Origin of the sequence: Providencia sp. PROV116 (assembly GCF_028482485.1) — a bacterium.
In the GTDB taxonomy this organism is placed as follows: domain Bacteria; phylum Pseudomonadota; class Gammaproteobacteria; order Enterobacterales; family Enterobacteriaceae; genus Providencia; species Providencia rettgeri.
The window spans coordinates 134,816-158,078 of record NZ_JAMPQO010000001.1 but is presented as its reverse complement, the minus strand read 5'-3'; the positions used below and the strand labels follow the sequence as shown (position 1 = coordinate 158,078).

Below are 23,263 nucleotides of genomic sequence, written 5' to 3'. Positions count from 1 at the left end.
GTTATAATAATGACGGATTCGATGAAGATTTACCACAACCCACGCTGTTCTAAAAGCCGTGAAACCTTAGCCCTTTTAACTGATAAGGGTATCTCCCCCACGGTGGTCGAGTATTTAAAAACGCCCCCAACGGTCGCTGAAATCAAAAAACTCCTTAAAATGTTAGGCTTTAAAGATGCTCGTCAATTAATGCGCACCAAAGAAGAGTTGTATAAGGAATTGAATTTAAACGATGACAGCTTAACTCAGGATCAACTCATTAAAGCAATGCATGAAAATCCTAAATTGATTGAACGCCCTATCGTTGTTAATGGTGATAAAGCACGTTTAGGTCGTCCGCCTGAGCAGGTTTGTGAAATCTTATAAACTCTATTTTGGCAGCTATATGGCTGCCAACTCATTTAATCAACTAGAGTTTTAAAATATCTTTTACGAAAGGAATCGTTAATTTTCGCTGAGCGACAATTGATGCGTGGTCAAGTTTGTTTAAGATATCAAACAACGTTCCCATTTTTCTATCTAGACGTTTTAATACGAAACGACAAACATCTTCCGGTAATTCAAAACCACGAATACGAGCGCGTAATTGCAGTGCCCAAATCTTATCTTCGTCACTCAGTGGGTGCAGTTTATAAATTTGCCCCCAATCAAGGCGAGAGGCTAAATCGGGTAATTTCAGTTCGATTTGCCGAGGAGGCCTGTCCCCAGTAATTAATAGACAAGTGCGACCAATTTCCAAAATACGGTTATACAAATTGAAAATCGCCATTTCCCACTCTTCATCACCCGCGATGCACTGAATATTATCAATACAAACGAGTGATAAATGTTCCATACCGTCTAGTACTTCAGGAACAAAATACGCACGTTTATCCAAAGGAACATAACCGACTGCAATGCCTTGTTCAGACAGCTCTGCACAAGCTGCGTGCAGTAAATGGCTTTTCCCGCCGCCTTCACGCGACCAATAATAGATATAACTGCCATGGGGTTGATTAATAGCAGACTGAATAGCAGACAGCAACGCCCCATTTTCCCCTGCATAAAAGCTCGCAAAGGTTTCATCATCTGGCAGATATAGTGGTAATGAAAGCTGTGATGGTGTGTTCAGAAGCGCCTCTGGCTGTACAAATCAATTTTCATCTAGCAGTTTACCATAAAAAACACGGATAGATGAATAAGAACGGTGACCAAATGCCGTTCAAACAATTGAACGGCAATATGGAAAATTGTGTGGCTTATTTTTTATTGCTATCAAGCTCTTGGACTTCAGATGTCACAAACTGCTTTTCAGGCCTAACAAACGTTATAAAACGGAATAATAATGCCATAAAGATCCCAACTATTGTTGCTAGCGCCATACCTTTGAGTTCAGCTTGACCAATATGGATAACGGCTCCGCTCACACCAATAATTAAAATCACTGAGGTTAAAATCAAATTTTGTGGCTTGTTATAATCGACTTTTGAATCAATCAACACTCGAATACCTGATGCACCAATTACCCCGTACAATAAGAGTGAAACCCCGCCCATCACAGGAACTGGTACTAATTGGATAGCAGCCGCTAATTTACCAACACAAGATAATAAAATAGCAATAATTGCGGCTCCGCCAATTACCCAAGTGCTGTATACCTTGGTAATAGCCATGACCCCAATGTTTTCACCATAAGTCGTATTTGGTGTCGAGCCAAAGAAACCGGAAATCACCGTAGAAAACCCATTAGCAAACATTGAACGATGTAAACCTGGTGATTTCATTAAGTCACGTTCAACAATATTCGCAGTGACGACCAAGTGCCCTACGTGCTCAGCGATAACCACTAATGCAGCGGGCAAAATAGTTAAAATAGCAAACCATTCGAAGCGTGGAGTATAAAATGTAGGAATAGCAAACCACGGCGCTTCAATAACCGGGGTAAAGTCCACAATACCCATAAAATAGGACAATGCATAACCCGCTAAAAAGCCAATCAAAATTGGAATAATAGATAAAAACCCACGGAAAACGACCGCGCAGAGAATAGTGACTGACAACGTGGTCAGGGAAATAATTAACGTGTTCGAATCAACCACTGCGCCATCTTTAGGTAATAGCCCAGCCATACCTGCAGCCGTTTGAGCTAATTCTAAACCAATTACGGCTACGATTGCCCCCATTGCTGCTGGGGGGAACATGACGTTTATCCACCCTCTTCCTGCAACTTTAACAATCAGTGCAACAATACAGAACAGCACGCCACAGATAATGAAGCCGCCAAGTGCCAGCTCATAACCTAATGGTAATAAAATCAGCACTGGGGAAATAAATGCAAAACTTGAGCCTAAATAAGCAGGAATTTGCCCTTTACAAATAAACAGATACAGCAGCGTTCCGATCCCATTAAACAGCAAAATTGTAGCGGGGTTTACACCAAACAGAATCGGTACGATAACGGTTGCGCCAAACATAGCAAATAGGTGTTGAAGGCTCAGTGGTATAGTTTGTAATAATGGTGGTCTTTCTTCAACACTGATGGTGCGACGTGTCATGTGGCTTTATCCTCTTTTAGCGAAATGGCTAATCACTGAATAAGCAGTGAGTCTCTACAATTAATCAAAAAAAAGCCGACTTCTCAGTCGGCTTATCATTATTTAGTACCAAATATCTTGTCGCCCGCATCACCGAGACCCGGAACGATATATCCCTCTTCATTTAAATACTCATCAATTGAAGCGGTATATAATTCAACATCTGGATGCGCAGCTTCCAACGCTTTTAAACCTTCAGGCGCTGCAACAAGAACTAAGATTTTAATCGAGGTACAACCCGCATTTTTTAATAAATCAATGGTAGCAATCATTGAGCCACCCGTCGCTAACATTGGGTCGACCACTAATGCCATACGTTCTTCAATGTTAGAGGCGAGTTTTTGGAAATAAGGGACAGGCTGCAGTGTTTCTTCATCACGATAAACACCTACCACACTGATACGTGCACTTGGAATGCTATCTAATACACCGTTCATCATACCAATACCCGCACGAAGAATTGGTACTACAGTGATTTTCTTACCTTTAATTTGTTCTATTTCTACAGGACCACACCAACCATCGATAGTCACTTTTTCAGTTTCAAGGTCAGCAGTTGCTTCATAAGTCAGTAGGCTACCAACCTCTGAGGCCAGTTCACGAAAGCGCTTTGTGCTTATATCATGATCTCGCATCAGGCCGAGTTTATGTTTAACGAGAGGGTGTTTTACCTCAACGATCTTCATGGGTTTCTCCTACTATTTAAGACGGCGGCGGACAAAAAAATCGCCGGATTATACCTCTTTTAGCTTTGGTTGCCACTAGATAACGCTTGATTTTGGTCAAAACAACAACGATTAACGCCATTTTTTAAAAATTATACCTCATCTCAGTTAAGTTGAAATTGGCAAAACCGCAAATTTGATTTAAATAAATACATTTCTTATTTTGCTATACAACTTCTATAACGTTCTACCATTCTTCGATTATACGTACCCAAAAATTTCCAACACAAAGCTATCGCAAACGTTTGCCTAGCCTGTTAGAATAATGTCAATGATGTTATTTTTCTCAAAAATGTAATTGCCTTGGGGGCCGTAGTGACTGATAAAACCTCTCTCAGCTATAAAGATGCCGGTGTTGATATTGATGCGGGTAACGCCTTGGTTGAACGTATTAAAGGTGTCGTAAAAGAAACCCGCCGCCCAGAAGTCATGGGAGGTCTTGGGGGATTCGGTGCATTATGTTCCCTACCGCAGAAATACCGTGAGCCTGTTTTAGTTTCAGGCACTGACGGTGTCGGTACCAAATTACGCTTAGCAATGGATTTAAAACGTCATGACTCCATTGGGATTGACCTTGTGGCTATGTGTGTCAATGACTTGATTGTTCAAGGCGCAGAGCCTCTGTTCTTCCTTGATTATTACGCGACCGGTAAACTAGATGTCGATACCGCGGCGAGTGTGATTACGGGTATTGCAGAAGGTTGTAAACAGTCAGGTTGTGCGTTAGTAGGTGGTGAAACCGCGGAAATGCCGGGAATGTACCATGGTGAAGACTACGATGTGGCTGGTTTCTGTGTGGGTGTTGTTGAACGCTCAGAAATCATCGATGGTAGCAAAGTGAGTGCTGGAGACGCCTTAATTGCTTTAGCCTCTAGCGGCCCGCATTCAAATGGTTACTCGCTGGTTCGCAAGATCCTCGAAGTGAGCCAAACCAACCCAGAAGAAACTCAATTAGATGGGAAGCCTTTAGCTGACCACTTATTAGAACCAACACGCATTTACGTTAAAAATGTATTAGAGCTGATCGCAAACAGCGATATCCATGCAATTGCCCACATTACTGGTGGTGGTTTCTGGGAAAATATTCCTCGCGTACTGCCTGACAACACACAAGCAATTATTGACGGTAGCAGCTGGCAATGGCCTGCTGTCTTTAACTGGCTGCAGCAAGCTGGTGATGTGAGCACTCATGAAATGTACCGTACCTTCAACTGTGGTGTGGGGATTATTATTGCTCTACCACAACAGGAAGTTGAAAATGCACTTGTTCTGTTGAACAAGCTTGGCGAAAACGCATGGCAAATCGGTACAATTGGCGCATTACCAGCGGGTGAAGAGCAGGTTGTGATCCGCTAATGAAAAAAATTGTTGTCCTCATTTCTGGCAGCGGTAGTAATTTGCAATCATTAATTGATAGCTGCCGCACTGGGGCAATTGGCGCTCACATTGTTGCTGTCATTAGCAACCAAGCCAATGCTTATGGGCTTGTTCGGGCACAACAGGCTGGAATACCAGCCTGTTTTTTAGATGCCAAACAGTATACTGACCGCCAAGCATATGATGCTGCATTACTCGCACAAGTCGACCAATATCAGCCTGATTTAGTCGTATTAGCGGGTTTTATGCGTATCTTATCAGCCCAATTCGTCAACCACTTTGCGGGTAAATTACTCAATATCCATCCTTCTTTGTTACCGAAATACCCCGGTTTACACACGCATCGTAAAGCGCTAGAAAATGGGGATAAAGAACATGGCACATCCGTTCATTTCGTTACCGAAGAACTGGATGGCGGGCCAGTTATTTTGCAAGCTAAAGTGCCTATCTTTGAACAGGATAACGAAGACGATATTATCGAGCGGGTAAAAGCCCAAGAACATACGATTTACCCATTAGTTGTTGAGTGGTTCATTAGTGGCCGATTAACAATGCAAAAAGGTAACGCTGTGTTAGATAACCGAATTTTACCGCAACAAGGTTACGCTAACGAATAATATTCGTGATGAGCAACACGTCATTTCAAGGGTGGGTATCCACCCTTTTTCTTCGCATTCACATAAAAACACGATCGCAAGCTATTACATAAAAACATTAGCGTTGGGTAAAATGAATTATTTTTCAACAAGGTGATAATCTCTCTGTGCTGTGTCATTATTTTATCGCAAATAAATGTTATCCTTATACTCGAAGAACAAAACCATTTTCCTAACTAAATAGAGGTATTTTTATGACAACCGGGCAAGTTCATCCGTTTAGGTTGCGCCCACTTGAACGTGAAGATTTAGCATTTATTCACCAGCTTGATAACAATGCCAGTGTTATGCGTTATTGGTTTGAAGAACCTTATGAAGCTTTCGTTGAATTAAGCGATCTTTACGATAAACATATTCATGACCAGTCTGAACGCCGCTTTATCGTTGAAAATGACAGTGAGAAAGTTGGCTTAGTCGAATTGGTAGAAATTGATTATGTTCACCGACGCTCTGAGTTTCAAATTATCATTGCACCGAGCCATCAAGGCCATGGCTATGCGAGTCGCGCTGCGAAATTAGCAATGGACTACGCGTTTTCCGTACTAAACTTATATAAACTTTATCTTATTGTTGATAAAGAAAATGTTAAAGCTATCCATATTTATAATAAACTAGGCTTCCATACTGAAGGCGAACTGATCGACGAATTCTTTGTCAATGGTCGCTATCACACCGCTATCCGTATGTGTATTTTTCAGCAACAATATTTTACGATGAAGCAACAATCTGCTAATCCAGAAAGTGTTATTACCCAAGATAAAGCAATTAAACAACACATTTAGCTAACTGACTGGTATCATAGCCATAAAGTAACAAGAGTCTAATACGGAGTTAGAATGTCCCAAGAACGTCTCTATCATGAAAAAGAGTTAAGCTGGCTGTCTTTTAACGAGCGTGTTTTACAAGAAGCAGCCGACAAGCGTAACCCTCTTATTGAGCGAATGCGTTTTTTGGGAATTTATTCCAATAATCTAGACGAGTTTTATAAAGTCCGCTTCGCCGACGTTAAACGCCGTATTTTAATTAATGAAGAACGCGGCTCGGCAAGCGGTGCTCGCCACTTGTTAAAGAGAATTCAGTCAAGAGTTGCCAAACAAGAACAAGAATTCGACATTCTCTATAATGACTTATTATTGGAAATGGCGCGCAATCAAATATTCTTGATTAACGAACGTCAAATTTCGCCTCGCCAACAGATATGGTTACGTCAGTATTTCCGCCAGAATCTGCGCCAGCATATTACGCCAATATTAATTAATCCTGATACCAATCTCGTTGAATTTCTAAAAGATGACTACACTTATCTTGCAGTTGAAATCATCAATGGCAATCAGACTCAATATGCACTATTGGAAATTCCATCCGATAAAGTCCCGCGATTTGTTAACCTGCCTCCAGAAATGCCAAAGCGTCGCAAGTCAATGATCCTAATTGATAATATCCTTCGCTATACGCTCGATGAAATTTTCAAAGGTTTTTTTGATTACGATAAGCTCAATGCCTATTCGATGAAAATGACGCGTGATGCAGAGTACGACATCGCAACAGAGATGGAATCGAGCTTGCTCGAAATAATGTCATCTACATTAAAACAACGTTTAACCGCAGAACCCGTCCGTTTTGTCTATCAGCGTGATATGCCTGACGAAATGGTTGCTCTTTTACGTGAAAAACTGGGGCTATCCAGCGATGACTCCGTGATTGCCGGTGGCCGCTACCACAATTTTAAAGACTTTATTAATTTCCCTAATGAAGGAAATAAAAACCTATTAAACAAGCCATTACCAAGGCTGCGTCACCGCTGGTTTGATAACTTCCGTAACGGTTTCGATGCCATTCGCGAGCGCGATGTACTGTTATATTATCCCTACTATACCTTTGAACATACTTTAGAATTATTGCGCCAAGCGTCTTTTGACCCGAATGTATTATCGATTAAAATTAATATTTACCGTGTCGCGAAAGACTCACGCATTATCGATTCTGTCATTCATGCCGCTCATAATGGAAAAAAAGTCACAGTGGTCGTTGAGTTACAAGCACGATTTGATGAGGCCGCTAATATTCATTGGGCAAAACGATTAACTGAAGCGGGCGTGCATGTTATTTTCTCCGCGCCCGGGCTTAAAATCCATGCAAAATTATTTATTATCTCACGCATGGAAGAAGGCCAAATCGTGCGTTATGCCCATATCGGTACGGGAAATTTTAACGAAAAAACCGCTCGGCTTTATACTGATTACTCCCTACTCACTGCAAATGAACTGATCACCAACGAAGTTCGTCGGGTATTTAGTTTTATTGAAAATCCTTATCGCCCAGTGACTTTCGATAATCTAATGGTGTCACCACAAAATACACGTATTCGTTTGATGGCCTTAATTGACCAAGAAATCGAAAATGCGCTCGCTGAACGGCCCAGTGGCATTACATTAAAAATTAACAACTTAGTCGACAAAGAATTGACTGACAAACTGTACGATGCCTCCAATGCAGGTGTCAAAATTCGTTTATTAGTCAGAGGGATGTGCTCTTTAGTCGCCGGCCAAGTCGGCTACAGTGAAAATATTCAGGTAACCAGTATTGTTGACCGCTTTCTTGAACATGACCGTGTTTATGTTTTCACCAATGCGGGGGACGAAAAAGTCTTTATTTCTTCTGCTGACTGGATGACCCGCAACATTGATTACCGCATTGAAGTCGCCGTTAGCTTAGTCGACCCGCATTTAAAACAACGGGTATTGGATATTTTAGAGTTGCAATTTAGCGATACTGTTAAAGCACGTTATGTTGACAAAGATTTAAGTAATCATTATGTTCCCCGCGGAAATAAACGTAAAATTCAGGCCCAGCTTGCTGTGTATGATTATTTAAAATCAATCGAAACACCGGATACAAGAGCTTAAAAATATGCCAATAACCAACGCCTCAACACCGAGACCACAAGAAATTGCGGCTATAGATTTAGGCTCAAACAGTTTTCACATGGTCATTGCTCGCATTGTTAATGGTGCATTGCAAGTTCTCACACGGTTAAAAAAACGTGTTCACCTAGCTGATGGTCTAAGTGATACCAATGAATTAAGTGAAGAAGCCATGGAACGTGGGCTTGCCTGCCTCGCGTTGTTTGCCGAACGGTTACAAGGCTTTCCCCCTGAAAACGTATGCATTGTTGGCACTCATTCATTACGTGTAGCAACGAATGTAAAACTGTTTTTGCAGCGCGCTAAAGAAATCATGCCTTACCCTATTGAAATCATTTCAGGTCAAGAAGAGGCACGGTTAATTTTTATGGGCGTTGAGCACACTCAACCCGAAAAAGGCCGTAAATTAGTACTCGATATCGGTGGTGGTTCGACAGAGTTAGTTATTGGTGAAAAATTTGAGCCGCTTTTGATTGAAAGCCGCCGTATGGGCTGTGTTAGCTTTGCCCGTACTTACTTTCCAAATGAAGAAATTACCCCTGAATATTTCAATCGAGCCTACCTAGGGGCTTGCTTAAAATTAGAAAGCACCGCGATTTTATTTAAGAAACAAACTTGGGACGTTGCGATGGGCGCCTCGGGCACCATCAAAGCTGCCCATAGTGTGATACAAGAATTAGGCTATAAAGACGGTATTATTACACGGGAACGTCTTATCGAAATCAAGCAAATGGCGTTGAAATATAAGTCATTTAGCACCCTGAATATATTAGGCCTATCGAATGAACGTAAACACGTATTTGTTCCTGGCTTAGCGATTTTACTTGCCGTATTTGATTCATTAGAAATTAAAGAGTTACGTTTATCTGACGGTGCATTGCGTGAAGGTGTTTTATATGAAATGGAAGGCCGTTTCCGCCACCAAGATATCCGCCAGCGTACTGCTTTAAGCCTTGCTGAGCATTATAATATCGATAGAGAGCAAGCTAAACGCGTATTAAAAACCATGGAAGAACTCTATTTCCAGTGGGGACAACAAAACCCCAAGCAACTTAACCCACAACTGGAATCCATTTTAATATGGGCAGTTATGCTCCATGAGGTTGGGTTAAGTATTAATCATAGTGGTATGCACCGCCATTCTGCTTATATTTTGCAAAATACCAACTTACCGGGCTTCAACCAAGAACAGCAACTATTACTGGCAACATTAGTACGTAATCATCGTAGGGCTATTAAGTATGACGATATCCCTAAATTTAATTTATTTAAAAGAAAACAATTTATGCCGCTTATTCAAATTTTGCGGCTAGCCATTTTGTTAAATAATCAACGCCAATCTACCACAATCCCCTCTTCGTTACGGATAGAAACGGATGATGGGCACTGGACTCTCTATTTACCATCTGAATATCTCGTGCAAAATACATTGATGATATTGGATTTAGAAAAAGAAAGTGGCTATTGGGAAGATGTCCCCGGTTGGTCGTTAACTATTTGTGCAGAAAATGAGTGATTTGCGGCCATTATTGTAGTGATTTATGCTTATTCTTCATCACTGATGACTTTGAAATCACCGCTTATTTGACTCAACTATTTGATATATTATTTAAATAGGCGACAATAATGATAATAAATTTCGTCCGCTCGCAGACGAATTCATAAAAAGCGCTTTTGCGCTGCTATTGCTTTAAGGATTAAAATGTCACAACCTGCTTTTTCAATCGATGCGGTGCCAACAGTCAACCCGCACTCTCAAAAACTGGCACATATTCGCCAGCAAATCCTGACGCTATTTTTAGATGACGAAGAGTTCGTCCATGCGCTTGTTGAAAATGATCAACACGTCAGTATTGATGACAAAGCAATTAGTGAAAAAATTAGTCTTGTAAAAGAATTGCTACTTGATTTACACACTGCGGATATCGCCGATATCTTAGAAATGCTCCCTTATGATGAGCGTCTCGCGTTATGGCGTCTTGTTGATAATAACGAACGTGGTGAAGTCTTAGTTGAGGCCTCCGTATCTGTTTGGGATAGCCTAATTAAGGATATGTCTGACAGAGAACTGCTTCGCGCCGTTGCTAATTTGCATGTTGACGAACAAGCTTATATTGCTGAGCATTTACCTCGTGACACCATGCGCCGGCTCCTCACCTATTTAGAACCTAGCCTACGTAGCCGCATTCGCGAAGTTTTACAATATGCGAAAGATAGCGTCGGGCAAATGATGGATTTTGAATTCGTCACCGTACGCCCAAATGTGACGCTAAAAACGGTTCAACGTTATTTACGCCAACGAGGCAAGATCCCAGAAGCCACCGATAAAATTTTTGTTGTCGATAACAATAATTATCTGCAAGGTGAATTACCACTAACCACTATTTTGACGCAATCCCCTGAAAAAATAGTGGCCGATGTCATGAAAACTGACACTGTGACCTTCTTGCCCGATGAAAAAGGCGAAGACGCCGCTAGTGCGTTCGAACGTTATGACTTAATCTCTGCTGCGGTTGTTGATAACAGCGGCCTTCTGATGGGCCGCCTGACGGTTGAAGATATCGTTGATAACATCAGTGAAGAAAACGATAACAGTATTCGTCGTATGGGGGGGTTAAGCCCTGAAGAAGACGTTTTCGCCCCTGTTGGCCAAGCCGTTAAAACCCGTTGGACATGGTTAGCCATTAACCTATGTACCGCTTTTGTCGCTTCTCGTGTTATTGGCGTCTTTGAAGATACCATTTCCCAATTAGTCGCGTTAGCCACATTAATGCCAATTGTAGCAGGAATTGGGGGAAATACGGGAAACCAAACCATCACCATGATTGTTCGTGCCATTGCCCTGCACCAGATACAAAATAATAGTTTCTCTTTCTTAATGTTAAGGGAGCTTGGCGTCGCCTTTATTAATGGCGTTGTTTGGGGCGGAATTATGGGTGTCGTTACCTATTTCCTGTATGGCGATATCGCTATGGGCGCAGTAATGACATTAGCGATGATTTTGAACCTACTGATGGCAGCGATTATGGGGGTGCTTATTCCACTCATTATGCTGAAAATGGGCAAAGACCCTGCTATCGGCTCTAGCGTGATGATTACCGCTATCACCGATACAGGTGGGTTCTTTATTTTCCTTGGCTTAGCCACGCTATTCCTCGTTTAAATTTACTTTGCACGCGTCCTGTTTCTTGGTGGGCGTGTGCATTTTACAAAACACTCCCTGCGCTAACAAAATCCCATCAAAATCCCAAGATTTCGCAAGTAAGCTTATTATTTATCTATTAGTTAAATGCTTTTATAGTTATTTAGTTTATCGAGATTAATAAAGTTAATTATAGCGAAAAATAATTAGGTAATATTTGTTTACTATATTTCAGGAAGAATTTATTAAATTAAATATAATTAACACTGTAACTGACTAATTTAAATATACGATATTCTGCAAAATTCATATTATTAACATCATATAAGGTTATTTATCATCACACCAAATCAATAATCCAGATAAACAAAACTAATTGGAATGTTATTCTTGTTTTTAGGGTTGAGGTTTACAGAATATAGAATTTCCTGCTATAAATATACGCATGCAAAAAAGATACTGTGTATTAAACTAAGTTATACCCATCCAACGTTTTATACCTCTTATCTGCACCAATAAAAATGATTAGCTCATTATTATGAGCCAATGCTTATTATTTTGAATTTATGCAATTTAGTATTTCAGGTAGTTAGAAGGAAACTATAATGACACCGCAAACAGCCAGCCAGCCCTCTGCGAGGCCTTTGGGCAAAGAAGACTATAAAACATTAGGCTTATCCTCTTTAGGGGGTACCCTTGAGTTTTACGACTTCGTTATCTTTGTTTTTTACGCAAAAATTATTTCCCAACTATTTTTTCCAGGGGATAACGAATTTCTCGCGCTAATGGCAACACTGGGCCTATTTGCAGCAGGTTATCTTGCTCGTCCTCTTGGTGGCATTATTATGGCTCACTTTGGAGATAAAATTGGCCGCAAGAAAATGTTTACCTTAAGTATTTTCTTAATGGCATTCCCAACATTTGTGATTGGTTTTTTACCGACTTTTGAAACCATTGGTGCTGCAGCCCCATTACTGCTGCTGTTAATGCGTATTATGCAAGGTGCCGCGATTGGTGGTGAAATGCCAGGAGCATGGGTATTTATTGCAGAGCATACACCAAAGCAACGCTATGGCTTAGGTGTTGGTACACTGACTTCTGGGATCACTGGCGGTATTTTATTAGGCTCTATCGTCGCTATTATTATTGAACGCTCTTATACCACAACTGAAATTCATGATTTCGCATGGCGTATTCCATTTATTCTTGGTGGTATTTTTGGGTTTATTTCTGTGTATTTACGCCGTTTTTTACAAGAAACCCCAATATTCAAAGAACTGGCCGCTAAAAAAGCTTTGTCACAAGAATTACCCGTCAAAACTGTGATTAAATCTCATAAGCAAGCCTGTATGATCACGGCAGCACTGACGTGGTCATTATCAACCGCTATCGTTGTCACTATTTTGATGACGCCAGATGTGGTGTTAAAAGGGATCTATAACATTGACCGAAATATTGCATTGCAAGCTAACTGTGCCGCAACATTAACCTTAACATTAGGCTGTATCTTCTGGGGTTGGTTAGGTGATAAAACAGGAACACGTACCTCAATGACTTTATCCTGGGGTGGATTGGCCGTAACGGCAATTTACTTCTATTCGTCATTATCCAGTGATATTGCGGCGAGTACATTGATTTTTAACTATGGCTTGATGGGCTTCTTTGTTGGCGCGATTGCAACGACACCAATTATCAGTACACGCGCATTTCCACCTGAAATTCGCTATTCTGGCCTGTCATTCGCTTACAATGTGGCTTATGCAATTTTTGGTGGTTTAACACCAATATTAACTGGTGCTTGGTTGCAGCAGTCTCACATGGCACCTGCCTATTATGTTGCTGGCGTCTCATTATTAGCGGTTGCTGTAGCCTTTATTCCTCTATCTTGGAAGGGTTGGACAGTCAATTCTGAATCCTCAAACGAAAAATCTGCGGTTCTAAACGCTTCTAGCTTATAACATTTCTTGCACCCTATTTATTAGGGTGCAATTCTTATTGAGAAAAATTAATTTCCCCCACGCCCTCCTTTACACACACCGCAGCATACAAGTACAGAAATTGACACTTATTCATATTTCCTCCATTTTTCTTTGTACCTATCACGTTAAACTACTAATATGTCTAACTGACTCTTTTTTGTTAGTTTTTTAGTATACAGCCTGACGGATCTCATCCACTTTTTTGAGTTAAGCGAATTACCCAAAATGAATAAACAAAAACAACGTAAACCTTTTATTCGCTCTGCCATTCTTATTGCCATTATTGCGGCAGCTGGCGCTTCTTGGTATTTTTATCATCAAGAAAAACAATCAGATACACAATCTACTGACGCCGTAGCAAAACCAAACTCACAGCGAAGTGCAATGGGCCGCCCACCACGTGTTTTAGCCCCTGTACAATTTGCCGTCGCAGAACAAAAAGTCGTTCCGCGCTTTTTATCGGGATTAGGCACAGTCCAAGCCGCGAATGTTGTCACTGTAACCAGCCGTGTTGAAGGCCAGTTAATGCAGCTGTATTTTACCGAAGGGCAATACGTCAATAAGGGAGATTTATTGGCACAGATTGACCCTCGCCCATTTGAAGTTCAGCTATCACAAGCAGAGGGGCAATTGGCAAAAGACAAAGCAACATTAGCAAATGCACAATTAGATTTAGCTCGTTATCAAAAGCTTGCTGGTACTAAAGTGATTTCGCAACAAGAGTTAGATAACCAAAAAGCGGCGGTATTACAGGCGCAAGGCAGTATTAAAGTCGACCAAGCGGCTGTTGATAATGCCAAACTGCAATTAACCTACAGTAAAATTACTGCGCCTATCTCAGGACGCGTGGGTTTAAAACAAGTGGATGTTGGAAACTTTATCTCTTCCGGAACCTCAACTCCTCTTGTCGTCATCACGCAAACTCAACCTGCAGATGTCCTTTTTGCGTTACCTGAGGGCGATATTCCCGCGATCCAGCAGGCACAATCCTCTGGTGAGAAAGTATTGATTGAAGCTTGGGATAGAAACAATATCGCGCTAATCGCAAGTGGTGAGCTACTCAGTACTGATAACCAAATTGATGCTGCGACCGGCACGCTGAAAATAAAAGCGCGCTTTACCAATGAAGAAGAAAAACTTTTTCCTAATCAATTTGTTAACGTAAAAATGCAAGTTGAAACGCTGCAAAATGCCGTGGTGATCCCAACCGCTGCACTGCAAATGGGCAATGAAGGCCATTATGTTTGGATACTGAGTGATGATAATAAAGTCAGTAAACACAATGTAACCGTGGGTATGCAAGATAGCCAACAAGTGGTTATTGAAAGTGGGCTCGCGGCAAATACCAAAGTCATCACGGATGGTGTTGATAAACTCACCGATGGCACAACAGTCGAAGTTGTTACCCCTGAAGGCATCGCTAAAAAAGAGCCCCGCAAAGGTAAACCTAATAGCGCGGAGAAAGCGTAATGCGGCCTGAAATGTTAAAAGGCGGTGGGCCTTCTCGTTTATTTATTTTGCGCCCTGTAGCAACCACATTATTCATGGTGGCTATATTACTCGCAGGGATCATCGGTTATCGCTTCTTACCTGTTTCTGCCCTGCCTGAAGTCGATTACCCAACGATTCAAGTTGTTACCCTTTACCCAGGCGCCAGCCCTGATGTGATGACCTCGGCAGTGACAGCACCACTGGAAACCCAGTTCGGTCAAATGTCAGGGCTTAAACAGATGTCATCGCAAAGTTCAGGAGGGGCATCCGTTATCACGCTGATGTTCCAATTAACCTTGCCTCTAGAGGTTGCCGAACAAGAAGTTCAAGCAGCGATTAATTCTGCCAGTAGCTTACTACCTTCGGATTTACCCTATCCTCCAATTTATAATAAGGTAAACCCTGCTGATCCACCTGTACTCACCTTAGCGGTCACCTCTGATGCAATGCCGTTAACGCAAGTACAGGATATTATTGAAACGCGAATTGCCCAGAAGATATCCCAAGTAAATGGAGTGGGCTTAGTGACGTTAGCCGGCGGCCAACGTCCTGCTGTTCGTGTGAATATCAACCCACAAGCCATGGCTGCTAAAGGGCTAGATAGCGAAACAATTCGCCTTGCCATTAATAATGCGAACGTTAACTCCGCAAAAGGGAGTTTCGATGGCCCTACGCGCGCGGTAACGCTGTCTGCTAACGACCAAATGAAGTCACTTGACGACTATCGTCAACTTATTGTGGCCTTCCAAAATGGTGCGCCGGTACGTTTAGGTGATATTGCAACCATTGCACAAGGTGCTGAAAATGCCTATTTAGGTGCATGGGCGAATAATGAGCAAGCGATTGTGATCAATGTTCAGCGACAGCCCGGCGCTAACGTGATTGAAACCACTGATACCATTCGTACGCTATTGCCCGAATTGATTGAAAGCTTACCTAAATCGGTTAATGTCGAAATTTTAACCGATAGAACCAGTACCATTCGTGCATCCGTTAATGATGTCCAATTTGAATTAATGCTAGCCATCGCCCTCGTAGTGATGGTGATTTACTTATTTTTACGCAATGGAATTGCCACCTTAATACCGGGTATTGCCGTACCGTTGTCACTTGTTGGCACCTTTGCAGTGATGTATTTCTGTGGTTTTTCTGTCAATAACCTCACCCTAATGGCTTTAACCATCGCCACCGGTTTTGTGGTCGATGATGCGATAGTGGTGATTGAAAATATTTCTCGCTACTTGGAGCAAGGCGATAAGCCGCTGGTCGCCGCACTCAAAGGGGCTGGTGAAATCGGATTTACCATTATTTCCCTCACCTTTTCCTTGGTTGCAGTATTAATCCCACTGTTATTTATGGGGGATATTGTCGGCCGGTTATTCCGCGAGTTTGCCATTACCCTAGCCGTGGCTATTTTGATCTCTGCTGTCGTCTCATTGACGCTAACGCCAATGATGTGTGCGCGTTTATTAAAACCGGAGTCGCAGCATAAACATAACCGTTTTGAACTAGCGTGTGAGCGCTTCTTTGACCGTATGGTTGCTGGATACGCAATTTGGTTAAAACGTATTCTTAACCACCAATGGTTAACCCTTTCTGTGGCGCTAGGTACCATGGTGCTGACTGTTTTACTGTATCTGTGGATCCCAAAAGGGTTTTTCCCTTTGCAAGACAGTGGAATTATTCAGGGCTCAATTGAAAGCCGCCAATCTATTTCATTTGCAGCCATGGCGCAAAAGCAGCAAGAAGTCGCGTCAAAATTATTAGCAGATCCTGCAGTCGACAATGTCACCACCTATGTGGGTGTTGATGGCAGCAACCCGACATTAAACAATGCGCGTCTCCAAATTACATTAAAGCCTCTTGATGAGCGTGAAGACAGAGTGATGGCGATTATTGATCGTCTCCAGCAATCCGTTGATAACATTGCTGGAGTGAATCTCTATCTGCAACCCATGCAAGATCTCACCATCGATACGCAAGTAGCGCGCACACAGTATCAATTTACTTTACAGGCTGGTTCATTAGAAGAATTAACCACTTGGGTTCCACGCTTGTTAGATGCCCTAGAACAACAACCTGAACTCACCGATGTCAGTAGTGATTGGCAAAATAAAGGGTTAGTTGCCTATGTGAATGTTAATCGTGATACGGCAAGCCGTTTTGGTATCACGATGTCGGCTATTGATAACGCCTTATATAATGCGTTTGGGCAGCGAATGATTTCGACTATCTATACGCAGTCAAATCAATATCGTGTGATATTAGAACATGACACACAAACCCGTGATGGTATGGATGCGCTGAATGATATCCGTCTAAAAGGGACTGATGGTGCCATTGTACCACTGAGTACTTTAGTGAACATTCAAGAAGGTAATGGGCCATTAGCCATTAATCACCTAGACCAATTTCCCGCGGTGACTTTTTCGTTTAATGTAGCGGATGGCGCTTCTCTAGAGTCAGCTGTCAATGCAGTGAAATTGGCCGAATCTCAAATTGCGATGCCAAAATCTATTACAACGCAATTCCAAGGAGCGACTTTAGCCTTTGAAGCGGCACTGAGCAGTACTATTTGGTTAATTGCAGCTGCCATTGTGGCGATGTATATCGTATTGGGCATTTTATATGAGAGTTTTATCCACCCGATTACGATTTTATCTACCCTACCGACAGCCGGGGTTGGTGCATTACTTGCTTTAATGATGGCAGGGAAAGACCTTGATGTCATCGCGGTCATCGGCATCATCTTACTAATTGGCATTGTGAAAAAGAATGCCATTATGATGATTGACTTTGCCCTTGCCGCGGAGCGTGAACAGGGAATGTCCCCTTATGATGCCATCTATCAAGCTTGCTTGCTGCGTTTTCGCCCAATTCTAATGACCACCATGGCAGCCTTGCTGGGTGCTTTACCATTGATGCTGAGTACTGGTGTAGGTGCAGAATTACGTCAACCATTAGGGATTTGTATGGTTGGTGGCTTAATTATGAGCCAAATCCTCACTTTATTTACCACACCGGTTATTTACTTATTGTTCGACCGTCTTTCTCATTACTTTAAAGACCGTCGCCAAGCGAAGAAGGCACAGGTGTCATAATGAAGCGCTTTTTTGCTCTGTTTATTAGCCGACCGGTAGCAACGACGCTTATCAGCGTTGCGATTACTTTGTGTGGTGCCCTGAGCTTTCTGTTTTTACCCGTTTCTCCGTTGCCTCAAGTGGACTACCCTGTGATTAACGTGACAGCGTCACTTCCAGGGGCATCACCCGAAACTATGGCGTCCTCCGTTGCGACGCCACTTGAACGCTCTTTAGGCAGTATTGCTGGGATCAGTGAAATGACCTCAAGCAGTGCGCTTGGGCGAACCACCATTACACTAGAGTTCAATCTCGACAAAGACATTAATAACGCTGCACGCGAAGTTCAAGCCGCAATTAATGCCGCACAGAACCTGCTACCCAGCGGTATGCCAAGCCGTCCACGTTATTACAAGTCAAACCCGTCTGATGCGCCAATTATGATTTTGACCATGACCTCAGACACCCTAAATACTGGCGAAATTTATGATATTGCTTCGACGCGTTTAGCCCAACGAATTGCCCAAATTGAAGGGGTTAGCGAAGTTTCTGTGGGGGGAGGCTCGCTCCCTGCCGTACGCGTTGAACTCAACCCAACCGCCCTATTTAACCAAGGGGTTTCCCTTGATGCCGTGCGCTCAGCCATCAGCAATGCTAACGTTCGCCAACCGCAAGGCTATATCAATGATGACGAAAAACGTTATCAGGTACAGACCAATGATGAACTAAAAAAAGCCGCAGATTATCGACCCATTATTGTTCATTATAGCCAAGGTAATGCCGTTAAACTCAGCGATGTCGCCAATGTTAAAGATTCCATTGAAAACGTGCGTGCGGCAGGTATGGCAGACGGTAAACCGGCTATTTTGATTGTCATTCGTCGTGAAGCGGGTGCCAATATCATTGAAACGGTTAACCGTATTCGTGATGAATTACCCGAATTCAATGATATGATCCCCGCCGCCATTGAGTTAAAAGTAGCACAAGATAGGACACCGACCATCCGCGCGTCTTTAGCGGAAGTCGAGCGCGCCCTACTGATTGCCGTTGCCTTGGTGATCCTCGTGGTGTTGCTATTCTTACGTTCAGGTCGCGCTACTTTGATCCCTGCTGTTGCCGTCCCCGTCTCATTGATTGGAACTTTTACGGCCATGTATTTATGTGGCTTTAGTTTAAATAACTTGTCATTGATGGCATTAACGGTTGCGACTGGCTTTGTGGTCGATGATGCGATTGTGGTATTAGAAAATATCTCACGTCATATCGAAAATGGCACAAAACCGTTTATTGCCGCGGTTAAAGGCGTGCATGAAGTCGGCTTTACTGTCGTTTCCATGAGCATTTCCTTAGTGGCTGTTTTTATTCCCCTATTGCTAATGGATGGGCTAGTCGGGCGCTTATTTCGCGAATTTGCTATTACCCTTGCAACCGCTATCGGTATTTCATTGGTGATTTCGCTAACGCTCACCCCCATGATGTGTGCTTATTTACTGAAGAAACGTCCTCGCAACGTCAAAGCCAAACATCGTGTGTTTGGACGTGTGTTACTGCGTTTGCAAGAAAGCTATGGTGTCGCTTTAAATTGGGTGCTCGGACATCGCCGGAGTGTTCTCGCGGTGCTATTTGCCACAATCGGCTTAAATGTTTACCTGTATATCACTGTTCCGAAAACTTTCTTTCCTGAACAAGATACTGGCCGAGTGCTGGGCTTTGTGCGCGCAGACCAAAGCATTTCATTTCAGTCAATGAAAGAAAAAATGACCCGTTTTATGCAGCAAGTTAAAGCCGACCCAGCGACGGATAATGTCACCGGTTTTACTGGCGGTAGCCGAGTAAACAGCGGTTTTATGTATATCTCATTAAAACCACTGGGTGAACGTACTGAAAGTTCAGCTGAAGTCATTAATCGGTTACGCATGAAATTAGCCAATGAGCCTGGGGCTAACCTGTTTATGATGCCAGTACAAGATATTCGTGTGGGAGGTCGACAGGCCAATGCCAGTTACCAGTTTACCCTGCTTGCAGATGAACTTTCAGCATTGCGTGACTGGGAACCCGCTATTCGTAAAGCACTCGGTGAATTGCCACAGCTAACAGATGTGAACTCGGATAAGGAAGACAAAGGCGCGGAAATGGCGATCACCTACGATAGGGACTTAATGGCCCAGCTAGGTATCGATGTCCGTGAAGCTAACAGTCTGCTTAACAACGCATTTGGCCAACGCCAAGTTTCCACTATTTATGAGGCGATGAACCAATATAAAGTCGTGATGGAAGTTGCTCCTGAATATACGCAAGATGTCAGTGCTCTCGACAAAATGTTTGTCATCAACAAAGATGGAGACGCTATCCCACTGTCTTATTTTGCACGTTGGCAACCCGCAAATGCACCGCTAAGTGTGAATCACCAAGGGCTATCTGCTTCATCCACTATCGCGTTTAATGTTGCGGACGGCTATACCTTAAATGATGCCATTGTCGAAATTGAAAAAACCATGACTGCACTTGGCGTACCATCGACGGTGAGAGGCACTTTTGCAGGAACGGCACAAATATTCCAAGAAACCTTACAGTCACAATTGTTTTTAATTTTAGCCGCCATTGTGACCGTTTATTTGGTTCTGGGTATATTATATGAAAGTTATATTCACCCACTGACTATTTTATCAACCCTACCCTCTGCAGGTGTCGGGGCATTATTAGCTCTTGAATTATTTGATACGCCATTTAGTTTAATCGCCTTAATTGGCATCATGCTATTAATTGGGATCGTCAAGAAGAACGCGATTATTATGGTGGATTTTGCCATTCAAGCCCAGAGAACGGCGGGTTTAACCGCCCGAGAAGCCATCTTTCGTGCCAGTTTATTACGTTTTCGCCCTATTTTGATGACAACACTCGCGGCTATTTTTGGTGCATTACCGTTAATGTTGGGTAGTGGTGATGGCGCAGAACTCCGTCAACCTCTCGGGATCACCATTGTCGGTGGCTTAATAATGAGCCAATTGCTAACCTTATTTACCACCCCTGTTGTGTATTTAAGTTTTGATAGCTTGAGACAACGTTGGCAGCGCAAGAAATCAGTAACGCAGCAAATTGCGGAGGATACCCATGAAGCTTAGGTTGAATAGCGTGAGTACTCGGCTTTTTCTGGCTATTTTTGCGACATGCTTGTTGTTAGTGCTGATTATGCACCAAGGCGTACGCATGAGTTTCCAGCACGGCTTTATTGATTATATTAAAGAAAATGATCAACAACGCGTTGAGCTGGTTTCTTCTGCCCTTGCGGAACAATATGAAGAAATGGGCAATTGGCGGTTTTTGATTGGCAATGATCGCATTTTCTTTCGCATTTTGCGTTCTGTAGAACATCAACAACATCGTGGCCCGATGCGCCAACGCTGGCGAACCATTTTTTGGGTTTATGATACGCAAGACCGACTCATTTTCGGGCAAGACTCGCCCTTGCCGAGTAAAGTTCTTCGTGAACCTATTGTTACTAGCAATGGCGATACCGTCGGCTGGCTCGTTGCCAGTTATGAAACAGGAATTAGCAGCGCCCTTGACCGCCGTTTTGATACCAAGCAAATGTATACCAGTTGGATCATCGCTGGGCTGTCTTTGTTTGTGGCTCTGATTGCCACATTGTTCCTTGCTCGTAGCTTTTTAAAACCGATTAAGCGGTTACTCGAGGGCACTAACCGGCTCGCCAATGGTGACTTTGCCACACGAGTTCCTGAATCTGGCCGCGATGAACTAGGGCAACTGGCTAAAGATTTTAACCATCTGGCCTCGACTCTCGAAAAAAACGAACAAATGCGTCGTGACTATATGGCGGATATTTCCCATGAACTCCGCACACCATTATCAGTTCTGCGAGGCGAATTAGAAGCAGTGCAAGATGGCGTCCGGCAAGCCACTCCCGAAACAATCAATTCTCTACTCAATGAAACCCAAACTTTAATTAAGCTAGTTAATGACCTCCACCAGCTCTCATTATCGGATAGAGGTTCATTGGTCTACCGTATGCAACTTACCGATATTATCCCTTTAATTGAAATGGCAATAGGCCAAGCCCGCTGGCGGTTAGAAGACCAACAACTTTCAGTTGAACGGAAATTTATTGCAGAAGGCTACGTGTTTGCAGACCCAGATCGCATCACCCAGTTGTTCTATAATTTAATGGAAAACAGCTTACGCTATACGGATCCACAAGGTAAAATTGCCATCCAAATCACACAAGACCAAGACCAGCTCTGTATAATTTGGCAAGATAGCGCCCCGGGGCTTACAGCTGAGCAATGCCAACATTTATTTGAGCGTTTTTATCGCGCTGAAGGCTCACGTAATCGCGCCAGTGGTGGTTCCGGTTTAGGACTGGCCATTTGCTATAATATTGTTGAGGCTCATCATGGTACAATTTCTGCAGCACCGTCATCATTAGGAGGTGTCAAAATTACCATCAATTTGCCGATTCAATTAAAAGATAAAGGGTTATGATCATGGCTGAACAGAGCAATACCCCTATTTTGGTTGTGGAGGATGAACCCAAACTAGGCCAACTGCTGTTTGATTACTTACAAGCTGCAAACTACCAACCTGCGTTAATTGCACGTGGCGACGAAGTCATTGAGTATGTGAAACAACACCAACCTGCGCTCATTTTATTAGATTTAATGTTACCGGGTCTGGACGGTATTTCAGTGTGTCGTGAACTGCGAAAATTCAGTGATGTTCCCATTATTATGGTGACGGCAAAAACTGAAGAGATTGATCGTTTGTTAGGGTTAGAAATCGGCGCTGATGACTATATTTGTAAACCATTTAGCCCACGAGAAGTTGTGGCTCGAGTCAAAACGATTTTACGTCGTTGCCAACCAAACATAACGACTAGCAATAATCAAACCAAACTTATTATCGATGAAAATGCCTTCCAAGTACGCTATGGCTCTCAGCTACTTGAACTCACACCTGCTGAGTTTCGGTTGCTTAAATTTATGTCTGATAATGCAGGTATGGTATTTTCTCGCGACCAGTTACTGGATATCTTGTATGACGACCACCGCGTGGTAACAGACCGCACAATTGATAGCCACGTCAAAAATTTACGCCGTAAATTAGAGTCCCTCGATAACGAAAAAACTTTTATTCGTTCAATCTATGGCCTTGGCTACCGTTGGGATGAATGCTAAGTAATCAATAGACATACTATTCTTGTGGGATATTTGGTTTTTTAAGCAAATAGGAGTAAAATCCCCATCCCTTAAAAACACTCTCTCATATGAATGAGTGCTGACTTGACATCAGATAGAGAAT

The 23,263-nt window shown here is 42.7% G+C and carries 15 protein-coding genes and 1 pseudogene; 13 read left to right on the top strand and 3 right to left on the bottom strand.

Features of this window, described 5'->3' with window-relative positions:
• Nucleotides 1-9 precede the first annotated feature (9 nt).
• Nucleotides 10-366: an arsenate reductase (glutaredoxin) gene (gene arsC / locus PSE72_RS00825; protein WP_115167148.1), complete on the top strand. Its 357-nt coding sequence runs from the start codon at nt 10-12 to the stop codon at nt 364-366.
• 43 nt (nt 367-409) lie between these two features.
• Here arsC and hda read toward each other — a convergent pair whose 3' ends face one another.
• From hda to upp, 3 genes are all read right to left on the bottom strand, one after another.
• Entirely contained in the window at nt 410-1,111 is a 702-nt protein-coding gene (hda, locus tag PSE72_RS00820; protein ID WP_036957653.1) for a DnaA inactivator Hda, read from the bottom strand.
• Between the two features lie 127 nt (nt 1,112-1,238).
• Nucleotides 1,239-2,534 carry a uracil permease gene (uraA, locus tag PSE72_RS00815; RefSeq protein ID WP_004253542.1) on the bottom strand — a complete coding sequence of 432 codons (1,296 nt, stop codon included), beginning with the start codon at nt 2,532-2,534 and terminating at the stop codon, nt 1,239-1,241.
• 98 nt (nt 2,535-2,632) lie between these two features.
• Complete coding sequence (gene upp, locus PSE72_RS00810; RefSeq protein ID WP_004253541.1) at nt 2,633-3,259, bottom strand: uracil phosphoribosyltransferase; 627 nt, start codon at nt 3,257-3,259, stop codon at nt 2,633-2,635.
• Nucleotides 3,260-3,613: 354 nt separating this feature from the next.
• On the opposite strand from upp, the gene purM reads away from it, so the two are divergent.
• The 12 genes and pseudogenes from purM to baeR all read left to right on the top strand — a co-directional run bounded on the left by purM (nt 3,614) and on the right by baeR (nt 23,139).
• Entirely contained in the window at nt 3,614-4,654 is a 1,041-nt protein-coding gene (gene purM / locus PSE72_RS00805; protein ID WP_115167147.1) for a phosphoribosylformylglycinamidine cyclo-ligase, read from the top strand.
• The gene (purN, locus tag PSE72_RS00800) at nt 4,654-5,292 is read left to right on the top strand and encodes a phosphoribosylglycinamide formyltransferase (RefSeq protein ID WP_115167146.1); all 639 of its coding nucleotides are present in this window, start codon (nt 4,654-4,656) and stop codon (nt 5,290-5,292) included. The genes purM and purN overlap by 1 nt, the downstream gene beginning before the upstream one ends.
• Nucleotides 5,293-5,525: 233 nt before the next feature.
• The gene (gene speG, locus PSE72_RS00795; protein ID WP_004911388.1) at nt 5,526-6,113 is read left to right on the top strand and encodes a spermidine N1-acetyltransferase; all 588 of its coding nucleotides are present in this window, start codon (nt 5,526-5,528) and stop codon (nt 6,111-6,113) included.
• Between the two features lie 54 nt (nt 6,114-6,167).
• Entirely contained in the window at nt 6,168-8,237 is a 2,070-nt protein-coding gene (gene ppk1 / locus PSE72_RS00790) for a polyphosphate kinase 1 (protein ID WP_115167145.1), read from the top strand.
• Nucleotides 8,238-8,241: 4 nt separating this feature from the next.
• On the top strand, nt 8,242-9,771 hold the full coding sequence (locus PSE72_RS00785) for an exopolyphosphatase (RefSeq protein WP_109912433.1): 1,530 nt from the start codon (nt 8,242-8,244) through the stop codon (nt 9,769-9,771).
• Nucleotides 9,772-10,131: 360 nt separating this feature from the next.
• A pseudogene (gene mgtE / locus PSE72_RS00780) lies at nt 10,132-11,418 on the top strand (magnesium transporter); the annotation flags it as partial.
• 584 nt (nt 11,419-12,002) lie between these two features.
• Nucleotides 12,003-13,355, top strand: coding sequence for an MFS transporter (locus PSE72_RS00775; RefSeq protein WP_004911396.1), 1,353 nt, complete (start codon nt 12,003-12,005; stop codon nt 13,353-13,355).
• Between the two features lie 246 nt (nt 13,356-13,601).
• The gene (locus tag PSE72_RS00770) at nt 13,602-14,846 is read left to right on the top strand and encodes an MdtA/MuxA family multidrug efflux RND transporter periplasmic adaptor subunit (protein ID WP_115167143.1); all 1,245 of its coding nucleotides are present in this window, start codon (nt 13,602-13,604) and stop codon (nt 14,844-14,846) included.
• Complete coding sequence (locus tag PSE72_RS00765) at nt 14,846-17,968, top strand: MdtB/MuxB family multidrug efflux RND transporter permease subunit (protein ID WP_004911400.1); 3,123 nt, start codon at nt 14,846-14,848, stop codon at nt 17,966-17,968. The genes PSE72_RS00770 and PSE72_RS00765 overlap by 1 nt, the downstream gene beginning before the upstream one ends.
• A complete protein-coding gene (gene mdtC / locus PSE72_RS00760; protein ID WP_115167142.1) occupies nt 17,968-21,069 on the top strand; it encodes a multidrug efflux RND transporter permease subunit MdtC in 3,102 nt (1,033 codons plus the stop codon). The genes PSE72_RS00765 and mdtC overlap by 1 nt, the downstream gene beginning before the upstream one ends.
• A complete protein-coding gene (baeS, locus tag PSE72_RS00755; RefSeq protein WP_115167141.1) occupies nt 21,059-22,447 on the top strand; it encodes a two-component system sensor histidine kinase BaeS in 1,389 nt (462 codons plus the stop codon). The genes mdtC and baeS overlap by 11 nt, the downstream gene beginning before the upstream one ends.
• On the top strand, nt 22,444-23,139 hold the full coding sequence (baeR, locus tag PSE72_RS00750; protein ID WP_115167140.1) for a two-component system response regulator BaeR: 696 nt from the start codon (nt 22,444-22,446) through the stop codon (nt 23,137-23,139). Before baeS ends, baeR begins: the two co-directional genes overlap by 4 nt.
• Nucleotides 23,140-23,263 lie beyond the last annotated feature (124 nt).